17 protein-coding genes are annotated in these 14,714 nt (G+C 71.2%); 8 read left to right on the top strand and 9 right to left on the bottom strand.

Annotated features, from left to right (window positions below):
• Positions 1–256: 256 nt before the first annotated feature.
• Together LWW96_RS01560 and LWW96_RS01555 are read right to left on the bottom strand one after the other, a co-directional pair.
• The gene (locus LWW96_RS01560) at positions 257–625 is read right to left on the bottom strand and encodes a hypothetical protein (protein ID WP_291483911.1); all 369 of its coding nucleotides are present in this window, start codon (positions 623–625) and stop codon (positions 257–259) included.
• A gap of 79 nt (positions 626–704) precedes the next feature.
• A complete protein-coding gene (locus LWW96_RS01555) occupies positions 705–1,463 on the bottom strand; it encodes an IclR family transcriptional regulator (RefSeq protein WP_291483910.1) in 759 nt (252 codons plus the stop codon).
• Positions 1,464–1,566: 103 nt separating this feature from the next.
• On the opposite strand from LWW96_RS01555, the gene LWW96_RS01550 reads away from it, so the two are divergent.
• The 7 genes from LWW96_RS01550 (at position 1,567) to LWW96_RS01520 (ending at position 8,184) form a co-directional block, all read left to right on the top strand.
• Complete coding sequence (locus tag LWW96_RS01550; protein WP_291483909.1) at positions 1,567–2,418, top strand: SDR family oxidoreductase; 852 nt, start codon at positions 1,567–1,569, stop codon at positions 2,416–2,418.
• Entirely contained in the window at positions 2,415–3,749 is a 1,335-nt protein-coding gene (locus LWW96_RS01545) for an NAD(P)-binding domain-containing protein (RefSeq protein ID WP_291483908.1), read from the top strand. The genes LWW96_RS01550 and LWW96_RS01545 overlap by 4 nt, the downstream gene beginning before the upstream one ends.
• Positions 3,750–3,930: 181 nt before the next feature.
• Entirely contained in the window at positions 3,931–4,860 is a 930-nt protein-coding gene (locus LWW96_RS01540; protein ID WP_291483907.1) for a bile acid:sodium symporter family protein, read from the top strand.
• A complete protein-coding gene (locus LWW96_RS01535) occupies positions 4,857–5,873 on the top strand; it encodes an NAD-dependent epimerase/dehydratase family protein (protein ID WP_291483906.1) in 1,017 nt (338 codons plus the stop codon). The genes LWW96_RS01540 and LWW96_RS01535 overlap by 4 nt, the downstream gene beginning before the upstream one ends.
• Positions 5,870–6,793, top strand: a complete 924-nt coding sequence (locus LWW96_RS01530; RefSeq protein WP_291483905.1) for an EamA family transporter — start codon at positions 5,870–5,872, stop codon at positions 6,791–6,793. The genes LWW96_RS01535 and LWW96_RS01530 overlap by 4 nt, the downstream gene beginning before the upstream one ends.
• Before the next feature lie 61 nt (positions 6,794–6,854).
• The gene (locus LWW96_RS01525) at positions 6,855–7,481 is read left to right on the top strand and encodes an ATP-binding cassette domain-containing protein (protein WP_291483904.1); all 627 of its coding nucleotides are present in this window, start codon (positions 6,855–6,857) and stop codon (positions 7,479–7,481) included.
• 70 nt (positions 7,482–7,551) lie between these two features.
• The gene (locus LWW96_RS01520; RefSeq protein ID WP_291483903.1) at positions 7,552–8,184 is read left to right on the top strand and encodes a LysE family translocator; all 633 of its coding nucleotides are present in this window, start codon (positions 7,552–7,554) and stop codon (positions 8,182–8,184) included.
• A 22-nt stretch (positions 8,185–8,206) separates the two neighbouring features.
• Here LWW96_RS01520 and LWW96_RS01515 read toward each other — a convergent pair whose 3' ends face one another.
• From LWW96_RS01515 to LWW96_RS01485, 7 genes are all read right to left on the bottom strand, one after another.
• Positions 8,207–9,049 carry a LytTR family DNA-binding domain-containing protein gene (locus LWW96_RS01515; RefSeq protein ID WP_291483902.1) on the bottom strand — a complete coding sequence of 281 codons (843 nt, stop codon included), beginning with the start codon at positions 9,047–9,049 and terminating at the stop codon, positions 8,207–8,209.
• Positions 9,046–10,131, bottom strand: coding sequence for a histidine kinase (locus LWW96_RS01510; RefSeq protein ID WP_291483901.1), 1,086 nt, complete (start codon positions 10,129–10,131; stop codon positions 9,046–9,048). The genes LWW96_RS01515 and LWW96_RS01510 overlap by 4 nt, the downstream gene beginning before the upstream one ends.
• Positions 10,128–10,454: a 2TM domain-containing protein gene (locus LWW96_RS01505; protein ID WP_291483900.1), complete on the bottom strand. Its 327-nt coding sequence runs from the start codon at positions 10,452–10,454 to the stop codon at positions 10,128–10,130. Before LWW96_RS01505 ends, LWW96_RS01510 begins: the two co-directional genes overlap by 4 nt.
• A 244-nt stretch (positions 10,455–10,698) precedes the next feature.
• Positions 10,699–11,763 (bottom strand): dienelactone hydrolase, encoded by a 1,065-nt coding sequence (locus LWW96_RS01500; protein WP_291483899.1) that lies wholly within the window; start codon positions 11,761–11,763, stop codon positions 10,699–10,701.
• A 17-nt stretch (positions 11,764–11,780) separates the two neighbouring features.
• A complete protein-coding gene (locus LWW96_RS01495) occupies positions 11,781–12,086 on the bottom strand; it encodes a 2TM domain-containing protein (RefSeq protein WP_291483898.1) in 306 nt (101 codons plus the stop codon).
• A gap of 51 nt (positions 12,087–12,137) precedes the next feature.
• Positions 12,138–12,719 (bottom strand): DUF6622 family protein, encoded by a 582-nt coding sequence (locus tag LWW96_RS01490; protein WP_291483897.1) that lies wholly within the window; start codon positions 12,717–12,719, stop codon positions 12,138–12,140.
• Between the two features lie 40 nt (positions 12,720–12,759).
• Positions 12,760–13,170 (bottom strand): DUF2306 domain-containing protein, encoded by a 411-nt coding sequence (locus LWW96_RS01485; protein ID WP_291483896.1) that lies wholly within the window; start codon positions 13,168–13,170, stop codon positions 12,760–12,762.
• 302 nt (positions 13,171–13,472) lie between these two features.
• Here LWW96_RS01485 and LWW96_RS01480 point away from each other — a divergent pair.
• Positions 13,473–14,714: efflux RND transporter periplasmic adaptor subunit (locus tag LWW96_RS01480; protein ID WP_291483895.1), on the top strand; the 1,242-nt coding region annotated here is incomplete at its 3' end.

Genomic DNA, 14,714 nt, shown 5'->3' with positions numbered 1-14,714 from the left:
GTCTGCGCGGCAGAAGGAGCATCGGCTGCAACGCGCGATAAACCGGTCTCGCGCGGTACTACCTCCTGCGCCCAGGGGGCCACCCTGGGCTTGTCGGTAGCACCACGCGATCCTCGCTTTTCGCGCGTTTCGCTTCGATGCCTTCTGCCGCGCAGACTCCTAGCGGCACCTTGGCGAGGATAGGCGGCCCCCGGTGCGGGCGATGTAGGCGGACCGCCCGTGGCAACGCCAGCGCGGCGGTCGGTGCCGCGGCGGGCTATTCGAGGCCGAAGGCGTCGCGCAGGGCGGCGCAAAAATCCGCCCCGCCGGTGAGCGTCACGGCAAGGGTGGTGCGGGGCGGGGCCGGCGTGCCCGGGGACGTGTGCAGTTGGCCCGCGGCGGCGTCGAACTCCAGCGCCAGCGGCGTGCTCACCTCCTGCGTGCCCTGCAGGTCGTAGTGCCACAGGTGGCCTTCGTCCAGCGGGCCGCAGGCGCCGGGCCAGTGCTGGTGCGCCCAGGCCAGCACGGACGCGATCTCGGCGTGCAGCGCCGCCAGCTGCGCAGGGGCCGCGCTGGCCATGGCATCGAAGGTGCCGGTGCCATCGGCATCCTCGCTGTAGTCGAAATCCAGGTAGTTCAGGGTCATGGGGCAGGGCAGTCAACCGTGGGGTGGCGATGGTAGACGGTTCCTCAAGGCCCCGCCCCCCGAAGTCCGCTACCGGTGCCTACCCCCAGGTCCGCCCCAGCGCCTGGGCCGCGTCGCCCAGGCGCTGCACCTGCTGCAGCGCCTGGCCCAGCGGCATGCGGGCTGCAGGCGCCTGCAGCGCCACGGCGCACCGCACCTGCCGCGGCCCGCCCGTCGGCACGGGCACGGCCACGCAGACCAGGCCTTCCACGAATTCTTCTGCGTCGGTGGCAAAGCCCTGCCGCCGGATCTGCTCCAGCTCGGCCTCCAGGGCTGCGCGGTCGGTCAACGTGGTGGCGGTGTGGCGCGTCAGCGGCAGGCTGCCCAGCAGAGCGGCGCGCTGCGCGGGCGGCAGGTGGGCCAGAAACAGCTTGCCGCTCGCCGAGCAGTGGATGGGCACGCGGGTGCCGGGGCGCAGTTCCAGCCGCAGCGGAAAGGCCGATTCCACCCGGTCCAGGTAAATCACCTCGGCCCCGCTGAGCGCGGTGAGGTTGCAGCTCTCGCCAATGTCGGCCACCAATTGGCGCAGCACCGCATGGCGCACGCTCTGCTGCGTGCCCGCGCCCAGAGCGCTTTCGGACAGCCGCAGAAGGCGGGGGGCGGGCGTGTAGCGGCGCCCGCCCGGCTCGCGTGCCAGCAGGCCACCGGCTTCCAGCTGGGCCAGCATGCGGTGCACGCTGGGCTTGGGCCAGCCCGTGGCCTCCACAGCGTCCGCCAGGCTCAGGGGGCGGCCCGCGTTGCACAGCACTTCCAGCAGGTCAAACAGGCGCAGGCTGGGCGGGGTGGGCGGTGTGTCCATGGCTTATTCCGGAATTCGAGACGAATTCATAAATCATTTCGAGATTATTGAAGGTCGTGGCTAAGCTGCAAACACCTTTTTCCGGCCGCTGCCCGCACCCTTCATGACCGCCACCGTTTTTCGCAATGCCGTGCTCACGGGCGCCTGTGGCGGCCTGGGCCAGGCGCTGGCCCGGGCGCTCATCCAGCAGGGCGCCGCCGTGGCCCTGGTGGGGCTGCACCGCCCCACGCTGGAGGCGCTGGCCGCCCTGGCCCCGGGCCGGTGCGCGGTGTACACCCCCGACGTGGCCGACAGCGCCGCCCTGCAGGCCCTGGCGGCCGACTGGATGGCGCGCTGCGGCACCCCCGACCTGGTCATCGCCAATGCGGGCGTGGCGGGCGGGTTTGACACCGCCGAGGCCAGCGACCTGGCCGTGATGCGCCGCATGCTGGAGATCAACCTGCTGGGCGCGGCCACCACGTTCCAGCCCTTTGTGAAAGCCCTGCGTGCGCAGCAGCATGGCGCGCTGGTGGGCGTGGCCAGCATTGCCGGCTGGCGCGGCATGCCGGGCAACGGCGCCTACTGCGCCAGCAAGGGCGGGCTGATCCGCTACCTGGAGAGCCTGCGCGCCGAACTGCGCCCGGCCGGGGTGCTGGTGAGCACCGTGAGCCCCGGCTACCTGCGCACCGCGCTCACCGCAGGCAACCGCTTTGCCATGCCCGGCCTGATGGAGCCCGAGGCCGCCGCCCAGGCCCTGCTGGCAGGCGTGGCGCGCGGGCGTACGCACATCGTGCTGCCGGCGCGCATCGGCTGGCTGGCGCGGCTGCTCAACGGGCTGCCCGGCGCATTGCACGACCGCCTGCTGCTGGCCCAGCCCCGCAAGCCGCGCGTGGGCGAGGCCGGCGCCACCGCCATCCCGGGCCTGCCACGCCCGCCCGATACACCGACCCACGACCGACAAAGCAATAACCTATGACAACGGAGACAACCCCCACCCCGCCAGACGCCCGCCGCCCCGTCGCCCTCATCGGCGCGGGCCCCAGCGGCCTGGCCGCCGCGCGCAACCTGCAAAAGGCCGGGCTGGCCTTCCAGGGCTTCGAGGCCTACACCGACGTCGGCGGGCTGTGGAACATCGACAACCCGCGCAGCACGGTGTACGAGTCGGCGCACCTGATCTCCAGCAAGCACACCACCGAGTTCACCGAATTCCCCATGCGCCCCGAGGTGGCCGACTATCCCAGCCACCGCGACATGCGGCAGTACTTCTTCGACTTTGCCGACCACTTCGGCCTGCGCCAGCACTACCGCTTCGGCGCCCGGGTGCTCAAGGTCGAGCCCGTGGGCGAGGGCGCCGCGCCGCTGTGGCGCATCACCTGGACCGAGCGCGGCGGGCCCGAGCAGGTGGCCGACTTCGCCGGCGTGGTGATTGCCAACGGCACGCTGGCCGAGCCCAACCTGCCGCGGTTTGAAGGCCATTTCGACGGCGAACTGCTGCACACCAGTGCCTACAAGAGCGCGGAACTGTTCAAGGGCAAGCGGGTGCTGGTGGTGGGCGCCGGCAACTCGGGCTGCGACATTGCGGTGGACGCGGTGCACCATGCGCGCAGCGTGGACCTCTCGGTGCGGCGCGGCTACTACTTTGTGCCCAAGTACGTGTTTGGCAAGCCGGCCGACACCCTGGGCGGCCGGTTCAAGCTGCCGCCGTGGCTCAAGCAGAAGGTCGACAGCGTGGTGCTGCAGTGGTTCACTGGCGACCCTGCGCGCTTTGGCCTGCCGCGGCCCGATTACAAGATGTACGAGTCGCACCCCGTGGTGAACTCGCTGGTGCTGCACCACCTGGGCCATGGCGACATCCACGTGAAGCCCGACATTGCGCGCCTGCAGGGCCACACCGTGCACTTCAAGGACGGCAGCGCGCAGGACTACGACTTGGTGCTGTGCGCCACGGGCTACCAGCTGCACTACCCGTTCATCGACCGGGCGCTGCTCAACTGGCAGGGCATGGCGCCGCAGCTGTACCTGAACATCTTTTCGCCCCGTTTCGACAACCTGGCCGTGATGGGCATGATCGAGGCCAGCGGCATCGGCTGGCAGGGCCGCTACGAGCAGGCCGAGCTCATTGCCCGCTTCTTCAAGGCCCAGGCAGAGGGCTCGCCGCGCGCCGAGGCGCTGCGCCGCGCCAAGGCCGGGCCGCCGCCAGACCTCTCGGGCGGGTTCAAGTACCTCCAGCTCGAGCGCATGGCGTACTACGTGCACAAAGACACCTACCGCAACGCGGTGCGGGCAGCCGCCGCTGCCTTGGAATGAAAGCCCCTCTGAGGCGCCGCGCGCCTTCCCCCCGCTCTCGCAGCGCTGCGCACTGCGGGGAAGGGGACGACGCCCTCGCGGCGGGGCGGCCCTTGCCCGGCGCCCCGCGCTGTTGCTGCGAAAGTTTCACGCGTTGCGTGTTTCGCAATACGCAGTGAAGAACTGAACTCAAAGGTTATCTATGTTGCCCGTCGACGAAATACGCCTGAACTTCAACCCCGCCTCGCTGGTGGCGCTGAACGTGGTGCTGGGCTTTCTGATGTTCGGCATTGCGCTCGATACGCGCGTGGCCGACTTCCGGCGCGTGCTGCGCATGCCCGGCGCCATGGCCGTGGGCATTGCGGCGCAGTTCATCGTGCTGCCGGCCGTCACGTTTGCGCTCACGCTGCTGCTGCAGCCCGGCCCCAGCATTGCGCTGGGCATGATCCTGGTGGCCTGCTGCCCGCCGGGCAACGTGAGCAACATCCTCACGCACCGGGCCGGGGGCAATGTGGCGCTGTCGGTGTCGATGACGGCCATCTCCAATGCGCTGGCCATCGTGCTCATGCCGGTCAACTTCGCGTTCTGGGGCGGGCTGCATCCCACCGCCGCGCCGCTCTTGCGCAGCATTGCGCTGGACCCGCTGGAGATGGCGGGCCACATCGTGGTCATCATCGGGCTGCCCTTCGTGCTGGGCATCCTGTGCGCCGAAAAGATGCCGCGTCTCACGCAGCGCGTGCAAAAGCCGGTGCGCATCCTCAGCTTCGTGTGCCTGATCGGCTTCATCGTGGGCGCCGTGGCGGGCAACTGGCGCTACTTCCTGGACTACGTGGGCCTGGTGCTGCTGGCCGTGGCGCTGCACGATGCGCTGGCCTTCAGCACAGGCTATGCGTGCGCGCGGGCCTGCGGCCTGCCGGACTACGACCGCCGCGCCGTGAGCATCGAGGTGGGCATCCGCAACGCGGGCCTGGGCCTGGTACTGATCTTCAGCTTTTTCGGCGGGCTGGGCGGCATGGCCGTGGTGGCGGGCGTGTGGGGCTTCTGGGACATCATCGCCGGCCTGACGCTCGCCAGCTGGTGGGGGCGCCGGCCGGCGCCCACGCCCACCGCCGGGCGGGAGCAGCGCGCATGAGCGGCGCAGCGCCGCTGGGCGGGCGCCGCATCTTCATCACGGGCGCAGACGGCTTCCTGGGCCGGGGCCTGGTGGCCGCGCTGGCATCCGAAGGGGCAGCCGCCGTTGTCGCGGCCGATGTGCGCGAGGTGCCGCCCGAGCGCCGGCTGCCGGGCGTGGCCTACCTGGTGCAGGACGTGCGCGACCCAGCCCTCGCGCAAACACTGGCTGCGCAGGCCATCGACAGCGTGGTGCACCTGGCCTCCATCGTCACGCCCGGCAAGGGCTCCAGCCGGGATTTCGAGTATTCGGTGGACGTGCTGGGCAGCCGCAACGTGCTGGATGCCTGCGTGGCCGCGGGCGTGCAGCAGCTGGTGGTCAGCTCCAGCGGCGCGGCCTATGGCTACCACGCCGACAACCCGGCCTGGCTGCGCGAGACGGATGCGCTGCGTGGCAACGAGGCCTTTGCCTACGCCCACCACAAGCGGCTGGTGGAGGAGATGCTGGCGCAGTACCGCGCGCAGCACCCCGCGCTGGCGCAGACCGTGCTGCGCATCGGCACCATTCTGGGCGAGCGGGTGGACAACCAGATCACCGCGCTGTTTGAAAAGCCGCGCCTGCTGGCCATCCGCGGCAGCGCCAGCCCGTTCGTATTCATCTGGGACGAGGACGTGACCGGCGCCATCCTGCAGGCCCTGCGCACCCGCCGGCCCGGCTGCTACAACCTGGCCGGCGACGGCGCGCTGCCCTTGCGCGAGATCGCCCGGCGCCTGGGCAAGCCCGTGCTGGAGCTGCCCGCGGGCCTGCTGCGGGCGGCCCTGGCCGTGGGCTCGGCCCTGGGGCTGAGCCGCTACGGCCCCGAGCAGCTGGACTTTCTGCGCTACCGGCCGGTGCTGTTGAACACCGCGCTCAAGGACGGACTGGGCTACCGGCCGGGCAAGACCAGTGCCGAGGCCTTTGACGCCTTTGTGGCGGCGCGCGCGCGCCAGGGGCGGCCAGTGGCGGTGCCCGGTCCTGCGTCGGCTTCCGCATGACGGCCCCCGCATTGAGCCGCGGCGATCTGCTGCGCGCGCTGGCCGTGGTGGTCATCTGGGGGCTGAACTTTGTGGTGATGAAGTGGGGCTTGCAGGGCCTCAGCCCCATGCTGCTGGGCGCCCTGCGGTTCATGGCGGCGTCGCTGCCGTTTGTGCTGTGGGTGCCGCGGCCCGCGCTGCCCTGGCGCTACGTGGTGGGCTACGGCCTGGCCCAGGGGCTGGGCCAGTTCGGGTTTCTGTTCCTGGGGCTGCAGTGGGGCATGACGGCGGGCATGGCCTCGGTGGTGATGCAGACGCAGGCCTTCTTCACGCTGCTGCTGGCCGCGCCGCTGCTGGGCGAGCGCGCCCAGCCCTGGCAGTGGTGGGGCCTCACGCTGGCGCTGGGCGGGCTCATGACTATTGGCCTGGCTCACGGCGAGGGCCCGGGCCAGATGACGCTGGCGGGCTTTGTGCTCACGCTCGGCGCGGCGTTCATGTGGGCCGTGTCCAACCTGGTGGCGCGGCGCGCCGCGCAGGCCGGGGCGTATGCGCCGTTTCCCTTCATCGTGTGGAGCAGCCTGGTGCCCATCGTCCCGTTCTTCGCGCTGGCGCTGGCTACCGAGGGCGCACCCGCCGTCGCCGCCCAGCTGCGGGGGCTGAACGGCGCCTCGCTGCTGGCCGTGCTGTACCTGGCCCTGCTGGCCACCTTGCTGGCCTACACGCTGTGGACGCAGCTGCTGCAGCGGCATGCGGCCGCCCGGGTCACGCCGTTTTCGCTGCTGGTGCCGGTGGTGGGCCTGTGGGCCGCCTGGGCTTTTTTGGGCGAGGCGCCCGCGCCGCTCCAGTGGGCGGGGGCGGCGGCGGTGCTGGGGGGCCTGGTGGTGAACCAGGCCGGAGGCTGGCTGCGGCGGCGTCGTGCCCCCGTGCCGCCCGGCGCGTGAAGAGCATCCCTAGAATCCCTGCGTTTCCCTTCCCTATTGATTTGACGCGCGAGGATGCACGGTGGCCGAGAACGTGGTGTTGCAGGTGGATGGCTTGTGTTTTGCCTACCCGGAGTGCGCGGTGCTCGGCGGGCTTTCGCTGGCGTGGCCGGGCGGGGTGGCGCTGGTGCAAGGGGACGAGAGCACCGGCAAGACCACATTGATGCGCCTGCTGGCGGGCGAGCTGCCGCCCCAGGCGGGCGAGGTCACCCTGCAGGGCGTGCGCCAGCGGGGCGCGCTGCAGGCCTACCGGGCCCGGGTCTTCTGGCACGACCTGCGCAGCGCGGCGCTGGACGCGCTGACCGCGCGGCAGTGGCTGGACGGCCTGCCGGCCCGGTACCCGGCCTGGGATGCTGCGGCACTCGCCTCGCACGTGGAAGGCTTTGCGCTGCAGCCGCACCTGGACAAGCCGTTCTATGCGCTCTCCACCGGCAGCCGCCGCAAGGTGCTCATGGCCGGCGGGCTGGCCAGCGGCGCGCCGCTCACGCTCTTCGACGAGCCCGTGGCGGGGCTGGACAAGCCTTCGATCCACCACCTGCAGTCGGCGCTGGCCGCTGCCGCGGGCCATCTCGAGCGCCTGGTGGTGGTGGCCCACTACGAAGCGTTACCCGGTGTGGCCTGGGATCACGCCATCACGCTGCTGCGCTGAACCGCGGGCGTGGCGGCGGGCCTGCGCCGCTACACTGGCGCTTCTCCCGCCGTGCCCCTGAAGGAACCCCATGGACGCCCTGCTTTTTGCCCCCGTGGCCGTGGCCATCGCGCTCACCCCCGGCCCCAACAACTTCTGCGGCCTGAACAACGGCATCCGCGCTGGCATTGGCGCGGCGCTGGTGGCCACGCTGGGCCGTGTGGCGGCGTTTGCCATCTTCCTGTCGATTTCGGCTGTGGGCCTGGGGGCCATGCTGCTGGCCTCCGAAGCGGCGTTCACCGCGGTCAAGTGGGCCGGGGCGTGCTATCTGTTCTGGCTGGGCTGGCGCGCCTGGCGCAGCCGTGAGTTCAGCGGCCTGGAGGTGGTGGAGGGTGGCGACTTGCAGGCCTCCCCGGCGCCCGTGCCGCTGAAGCGCCTCATCACCCAGGAATTCCTGCTGGGCATCACCAACCCCAAGGCCATCATTCTCTTCGCGGCCATCTTCCCGCAGTTCATCGACCCCGGCCGGCCTGCTGCGCACCAGTTCCTCGTGCTGGGCGCGGTGTACCTGATGGCGGAGTTCGTCTCCACGGCGGTGTACGCCGCGGGCGGGCGGCAGATCCGCCGCTTCATCCGCACCTCGCGCGGGGTGGTGCGCCTGAACAAGGCCACGGGCGGCTTCTTCATGGGGGCCGGCGGCCTGCTCCTGGCCACCAACCGCTGACGCCCCGGGGGCGCCTGCCGCCCTACATCGCCTTGAACAGATGGGCGTACAGGCGGCTCACGGGCAGCTTTTCGGGCCGCCCGGCCAGCTCCAGGTGCAGCTTGCCGGCTTCGTCACGCGTCACGGTGGTGATGCTGCCTGCGCGCACCAGGGTGCTGCGGTGGATCTGCCAGAACACCTGCGGGTCGAGCTGCGCGATCAGGTCCTTGAGGGGCGTGCGGATGAGGAATTCGCGCATGGCGGTGAGCACGCGCACGTACTTGTCGGCCGCCTCGAAGTACAGCACGTCGGCCACGGGCACCATGTGGATCTGGCTGCCGCTGCTGGCCTGGATCATGGTGAGCGGGGCCGCGCCAGAGGCGGGCGCTGCGGGCGGCGGTGCGGACGCCACGCCCGGCGCCGCCAGCAGGTGGCGCAGCTGCGCCATCGTGGCTTCCAGTTTTGCTTCCAGATTGATAGCTGCTGGCGCTTGACTGGTAAGCCCTAGCTGCAGTTTTTGCACGGTTTTTTGCAGCCGAGCGGCCTGCACGGGCTTGAGCAGGTAGTCCACCGCCTGGGCTTCGAAGGCCTGCACGGCGTACTGGTCGTAGGCCGTGACGAACACCAGGGCCGGAAAGGGCTTGCCGGCAGGCCAGGCGTCGGCCAGCTCGGCCGCGGCGTCCAGCCCCGTCTGCCCGGGCATGCGGATGTCGAAGAACAGCACGTCGGGCTGCAGCGCCAGCGCCTGCTGGGTGGCCGAGAGGCCGTCGCCCACCGTGGCGACGATCTGCAGCGCGGGCCAGGCCTGGGCCAGTTCGTGCTGCAGGGCGGCGGCCAGCAGGGGCTCGTCTTCGGCGATCAGGGCGCGGGGCGGCGTCGGTGTCATGGCTGGGAAGAATCTAAGGGAAAAGTGACTCTGGCGCTTGTCCCGCCTGCGCTGGCAGCTATCAATTCAAGAGTGCCCTGGCTGCCGTGCAAGGTGGCCAGGCGCTCGCGCACCTGGGCCAGGCCAAAGCTCTGGCCGGGGCCGGCGGCGGGCAGCGTGGCGGGAAGGCCCGCGCCGGTGTCGTTCACTTCGATGACCAGCAGCGGCCCTTCGGCCCCGGCGCGCGTGCTGGCGCGCACGGTGATGTGGCCGCCCTGCACCTGGGGCTCCAGGCCGTGGCGGATGGCGTTTTCCACCAGCGGCTGCAGCAGCAGCGGCGGCACGGGCACGTCCTGCAAGGCCTCGGGCAGCTCCAGCGTGTAGGCCAGGCGCGGGCCCATGCGCACGGCCATCAGCTCCAGGTAGTCCTGCAGCCGCGCAAACTCGGCCGACAGGGGGTGGCGCGTGCTGCGCGAGGCCGCCAGCGTGGCGCGCAGGTAGCCGATCATGCGATCCAGCATGTGCTGGGCACGCGCGGGGTCGGTGCCGATCAGCACGCGCAGGTTGGCCAGCGTGTTGAACAGCATGTGGGGTTCGAGCTGCGTCTCCAGCAGCTTCAGGCGCGCCTCGGTGGCATGCACCCGCGCCTCGGCCATCTTGCCCTCCAGATAGGCCGACTTGTGGATCGCGTAGAAGTAGTAGGAGCCCACCAGCCCGGCAATGGCCGTGATGAGGATGGAGGTGCGCTGGTCCGCCCCCGTGGTGGAGGTGCCCGGCGGATAGAAGTGGAAATAGTGCACGCACAGCGCATCGGCCAGCGCGGTGCCGGCCAGGTAGCCCACGGCGATGCCCACCACCACCAGCGCAATGCCCTGCCAGCCTTGCGGCCAGCCGGTTTCTGCGGCCGATGGGATCAGCTCGCGTCCCAGGTCGATGATGGCCCAGGTGAAGGTGCCGATCAGCACCGAATACACCACCGGCGGCCCGTAGGGCTTGTCGGGCATGAAGGCGTACTGCAGCGTGGCCACCGCCAGCGTAAAGGCCACCACCTGCAGGTAGTGCCGCAGCTTGCTGATGCCGTTGAAATGGCGCCGGGGCGTCATGGCCGCGGTTGCCGGTCTTGTCGGTCTTGTGTGCGCGCCTGCTCGCGCTGCAGGGCCTCGCGTTCGCGCTGCACCATGCGCTCGCGCAGGCCGCTGCCGTTGCCCAGCAGGAACACCGACACCCCGTGCAGCACCAGCCCCAGCCCCCAGCCCAGCAGCGGGTACACCGACCACGGGCGCGTGCCGAACGCGTAGCGCGACAGGGCAAAGATCAGCGCGTTGACCAGCACGAACACCAGGGCGTGCAGGTACCAGCCCATTTTTGCGTTGGCGCGCCGGCGGGCCAGTGCGTCCAGTTCTTCGGGGCTCAGGGGTGATCGCATGGGGGTGTGAGGGGCAGAGCGGGCAGGGCCCGGGTTGCATGGAATTCTAGGGGTGCTCTGCACGAATCGAGCGGACAGTGTGCGCTGCGGATCGGGAGGGGCTGCAAGGCGCAAAACTCAGCAATAGCCGCAGCAATAGCCGCAGCTATTGCGAGGATTTGCTTGCGCGGCAGACTGCCCGAGGCCGCAGATGCACACGGCGCGATGATTCGTGCAGAGGATCCCTAGGGGCTGCCGCGGGCCGTCAGCGGGCCGCGGCGAGCGGCTGCAGATGTTGCGCCAGGAAGGCGACGATGCGCTGGTCCAGGGCGGGCAGCACCGCGCGGTCAAAGCCCTCGGGGTCGGCCAGCAGGTGGCGGTCGGTGCGGCCCAGCACGTCGGCGGGGGGCGCGGGCGACAGCATTACGCTGTGGCCGGCTTCCGGCAGGTGGGCGATGCGCGTGCACGGGGTGCATGCGGCGGCCACGGCCTCGCCGTGCCAGCGCGGAGTGAGCCAGATGTCGCGGCCCGCGGTGACCAGCCCGAGGGGAAAGCGCGGTTGGCGCAGGGACTCCAGGTCGAAGTCTGCCGCCGCCGGCACGCCGGCCACCGCCACGGCGATGCGCGGGTCGTGATAGCGCACGGGCTCGGGGTCGTCAAAGCGCTGGCGCAGCACACCCCGGGCGACGGCTTTCTTGAGGCCGTCGAGCCAGCCGCCCGTCAGCAGTGTGAAGGTGCCCACGCAGGCGTTGAAATCCTCGGCCAGGTGGGCTTCGCAGTGCGCCAGGAAGCGCTGGGGCGACCACACGCCGCCTGCCAGGCTCAGGGCCGTGTGGCCGCCCGCCGACTGGCCCACCACGCCCACCCGGTCCAGCGACAGCAAGGGGGCAAACTGCGGCGCGGCCGCCACGGCGTCGATGGCGCGGGAGACCTCTTCGGGGCGGCGCTTCCAGCTCACCGGGCCGGCCTCTGCGGCGTCGCGGGCGTTGTCACCGCGGTGCTCGGGCAGGGCCACCACGAAGCCGGCGTTCGTCAGGGCGCGTGCCAAGTCGGTGTGCACCCAGGGGCCACCGCCCGAGCCGTGCGACAGCACCACCAGCCGGCCATTGCCCTGCACGGGCTCCGCCTGGGGCGCCATCAGCACGGTGAAAGGGCCACGGCGCACGGGTTGGTCGGCCTCGGGCGTCGGGTAGAACACGGTGACCGGGCCGTCGCCCTGCAGCCCGGGCAGCACGGCCAGGCCCATGCCGGCATGGGCGCCGGCGGCCCAGGTGACGGCGGTAGCGGCCAGCAGCCGGGTTAGAAAGCGGGAGAGGGGGGCGCAACGCATGGCAGGGCTCCCGGCGGTCAGTGGCTGGCGCCTGGCTGCCGGGCCATGCGCTCGCGCTCGGCCTGCACCAGGCGGTCGTAGAGGCCGGCGCCGCCGGTGGCCAGGAACACCACGGCGCCATGCACCGCCAGGCCCAGGCCCCAGCCCAGCAAGGGAAAGACGGCCCAGCCGCGGCCGCTGGACAGGGAAAGGGTGATCAGCAGGGTGTTGACCAGCCCATACACGCTGGCGTGGATGAGCCAGCCGAGCTTGGCGCTGGCGCGCCGGCGGGCCAGGCGTTCGGTGGCGTCGGCCGTGGGATGGGAAAGCAGGGAAGAGCGCATGGTGGGTTTCCTGGTGAAGTGAAGAGAGGGAACGGGGGGGAAGGGCGGCGCTCAGATGGAGGGGCGGGTCCAGATGGCGGTCGCCTGCAGCGCGCCGTGGCCTTGGGCCAGGCGCCACAGGCGCAGCGCCCGGGCGGCAAACAGGCCGTTGAACACGCCGTACAGCGTGCCGATCTGCAGGGCAAACTCACTGCTGCTGGCCAGGGTGGGCTGCAGCGCCAGCTCCACACCTACAAAGTACTTGGTCAAAAAGATGCCCAGGATCAGCGCCAGGGGCATGGCGCTGCCGGGCACGCAAAAGCTGCGCGCCTGCGGGAGGTACTCGGTGCCGGCGGGCGGCGTGGGCTGGAACCACAGGGCCAGCGCGGCCAGGGCTGCCGCCGCCACGAACCAGGAGCCCAGCGCCACGGCCGCCTGCCCGGCCGGGCCGAAGGCCGAAGCCACGCCGTACACGGACAGCCCCGTCATGGCCAGCGGGGTGGCCAGCGCGCGCACCAGGCCGACCTGGCGGGCTCGCAGCTGGCTGGCACCCAGCCACAGCAGGCCGGCCAGCAAGGCCCAGACCCAGGCGGGGGTGCGTTGGATGATGGGACCCAGCATCTGGGGTTGTTGGATGAGCAGTTGGATCAGCATGGGAGGGCTCCTGAGGGGGGGAACAAAGAGGGCAGGGGTGTCAGATCACGCCGACCGCGGTCCACAGCGCGTGGCCCAGGTAGCGCCCCGGCAACAAGGTGAAGACGCCGGCCGTGATGCACGCGCCGAAGTACAGGCCTTGCATGGTCTTGCGGTGGGCGCCGACGTTGCCCCGCGCCAGGTGGATGAACGAGCCCACCAGCCCGAACAGCGTGACGGGCACCAGCAGGTGGATGACGCCGAACCCGCCCAGACGGGGCCCGACGTTGCCGCTGATGAACAGCGCCGACACGGCCGTGGCTGCCATCAGCGTGACCCAGGCGTAGCCCGCGGCGCGGTGCAGCCGGGGGCGCTGCTGGCGGCCCTTGCGGGCCCACAGGGCCAGCGGGCCGATGGCGGTGGCCGCCAGGGCGGCGGTGAGGTGGATGGCGATGGCGGGGGTGAGTTGCATGGCGTTGTCTTCCGGGCGGGGGCTTGCGATGGAGCGGACTGTGCCGCCCGGGCTGCCGCCACGCCACCGGCCTGCGACGAAATGCAGCACGGCTTGCGCCAAATGCGCGGAAGCCGCCGCGAACAGCGGCGGAGCCACACCCCCAATGGGTGGGCTGCGCAGGTCCTGGGGTGCCAAGGTTTACTTTTCTTCGCACAGCCTTCAAGGCAGAGCGCGAAATGTCCCTCTACGATCCGGCAGGGGGTTGCCCCGGCCCACAATGCGGACCGGGCCCGCCGCCCCGAACACGCACCAGGACCGCCATGAACCCGCAAGAAGTCAACGCGCCACACCCTTCCTCCCCGCCCCCCGCGCCCCCCGCCCGCCCTTCCCGCCGACGCCGCTGGCTGGGGAGCCTGCTGGCGCTCGCTTTGGTGGGGTTGCTGGGCGGGGGGGCGTGGTATCTCGTCCGGCGCTCCGGCCAGGAGCCGGGCGGCGGGCCGGGCTTTCCCGGCGGCGGCCGGCCCATGGTGACCGTGGGCGCGGCTGTGGCGCGCAAGGCCGAACTGCCGGTGGCGCTGGATGCGCTGGGCACCGTGGTGCCGGCCGCCACGGTCACGCTGCGGCCCCAGGTGTCGGGCCAGCTCACGCAGGTGCTGTTCACGGAGGGGCAGATGGTGCAGAAAGGGCAGCTGCTGGCGCAGATCGACCCGCGGCCCTTCGAGCAGGCCCTGATGCAGGCCCAGGGCACCCGCCAGCGCGACGAGGCGCAGCTGGAGAACGCGCGCCTCACGCTAGCGCGCTACCGCACCCTGCTGTCGCAGGACTCCATCGCGCGCCAGGATGTGGACACCCAGGCGGCGCTGGTCAAGCAGCTGGAGGGCACGGTCATGACCGACAAGGCCCAGGAGGGCACGGCCCGGCTCAACCTGGGCTACACCCGCATCACCGCACCGGCGTCCGGGCGCATCGGCTTGCGCGCGGTGGATGCGGGCAACTACGTGACCTCGGGCGACACGGCGGGGCTGGCCACCATCACCCAGGTGGCGCCGATCGACGTGCAGTTTGCCGTGCCGCAAGACCGGGTGGGCGACATCCAGGCCGCCCAGCGCGAGTCCGAAGCCCTGGCCGTGACGGCCTGGGACCGCACACGCAAGGTGGAGCTGGGCCAGGGCCGCTTTTCCACGCTGGACAACCAGGTGGACACCACCACCGGTACCGTGAAGGCCAAGGCGCGGTTCGACAACGCGGCCGGGGCGCTGTTTCCCAACCAGTTCGTCAACGTGCAGCTGCTGCTGCGCAAGGTCCCGGCCGTGGTCGTGCCGGTCACGGCCGTGCGCACGGGGGCCAATGGCGACTACGTGTATGTCATCAACGAAGACCGCACGGTGTCGCTGCGCAAGGTCAAGCGGGGCCAGGCCACGGTGGGGCTGATGGCCATTGCCGAGGGCCTGGCCGAGGGGGAGCGCGTGGTGACGGAGGGCGGCGACCGCCTGCAGGACGGCATGGCCGTGCAGCTGCCGGGGGCACGGCCGCCCCGCCCGGGCGCCAGCGGGCCGCGGGAC

Origin of the sequence: Acidovorax sp. (assembly GCF_021287135.1) — a bacterium.
Lineage (GTDB): Bacteria > Pseudomonadota > Gammaproteobacteria > Burkholderiales > Burkholderiaceae_C > Acidovorax.
This window is presented reverse-complemented; position numbering and strand designations above follow the sequence as displayed.

What these genes read in the sequence shown, in the direction of transcription:
- LWW96_RS01560 (WP_291483911.1), bottom strand. Translation starts at nt 625, where the DNA reads ATGACCCTGAACTACCTGGATTTCGACTACAGCGAGGATGCCGATGGC.
- LWW96_RS01555 (WP_291483910.1), bottom strand. Translation starts at nt 1,463, where the DNA reads ATGGACACACCGCCCACCCCGCCCAGCCTGCGCCTGTTTGACCTGCTG.
- LWW96_RS01550 (WP_291483909.1), top strand. Translation starts at nt 1,567, where the DNA reads ATGACCGCCACCGTTTTTCGCAATGCCGTGCTCACGGGCGCCTGTGGC.
- LWW96_RS01545 (WP_291483908.1), top strand. Translation starts at nt 2,415, where the DNA reads ATGACAACGGAGACAACCCCCACCCCGCCAGACGCCCGCCGCCCCGTC.
- LWW96_RS01540 (WP_291483907.1), top strand. Translation starts at nt 3,931, where the DNA reads ATGTTGCCCGTCGACGAAATACGCCTGAACTTCAACCCCGCCTCGCTG.
- LWW96_RS01535 (WP_291483906.1), top strand. Translation starts at nt 4,857, where the DNA reads ATGAGCGGCGCAGCGCCGCTGGGCGGGCGCCGCATCTTCATCACGGGC.
- LWW96_RS01530 (WP_291483905.1), top strand. Translation starts at nt 5,870, where the DNA reads ATGACGGCCCCCGCATTGAGCCGCGGCGATCTGCTGCGCGCGCTGGCC.
- LWW96_RS01520 (WP_291483903.1), top strand. Translation starts at nt 7,552, where the DNA reads ATGGACGCCCTGCTTTTTGCCCCCGTGGCCGTGGCCATCGCGCTCACC.
- LWW96_RS01515 (WP_291483902.1), bottom strand. Translation starts at nt 9,049, where the DNA reads ATGACACCGACGCCGCCCCGCGCCCTGATCGCCGAAGACGAGCCCCTG.
- LWW96_RS01510 (WP_291483901.1), bottom strand. Translation starts at nt 10,131, where the DNA reads ATGACGCCCCGGCGCCATTTCAACGGCATCAGCAAGCTGCGGCACTAC.
- LWW96_RS01505 (WP_291483900.1), bottom strand. Translation starts at nt 10,454, where the DNA reads ATGCGATCACCCCTGAGCCCCGAAGAACTGGACGCACTGGCCCGCCGG.
- LWW96_RS01500 (WP_291483899.1), bottom strand. Translation starts at nt 11,763, where the DNA reads ATGCGTTGCGCCCCCCTCTCCCGCTTTCTAACCCGGCTGCTGGCCGCT.
- LWW96_RS01495 (WP_291483898.1), bottom strand. Translation starts at nt 12,086, where the DNA reads ATGCGCTCTTCCCTGCTTTCCCATCCCACGGCCGACGCCACCGAACGC.
- LWW96_RS01490 (WP_291483897.1), bottom strand. Translation starts at nt 12,719, where the DNA reads ATGCTGATCCAACTGCTCATCCAACAACCCCAGATGCTGGGTCCCATC.
- LWW96_RS01485 (WP_291483896.1), bottom strand. Translation starts at nt 13,170, where the DNA reads ATGCAACTCACCCCCGCCATCGCCATCCACCTCACCGCCGCCCTGGCG.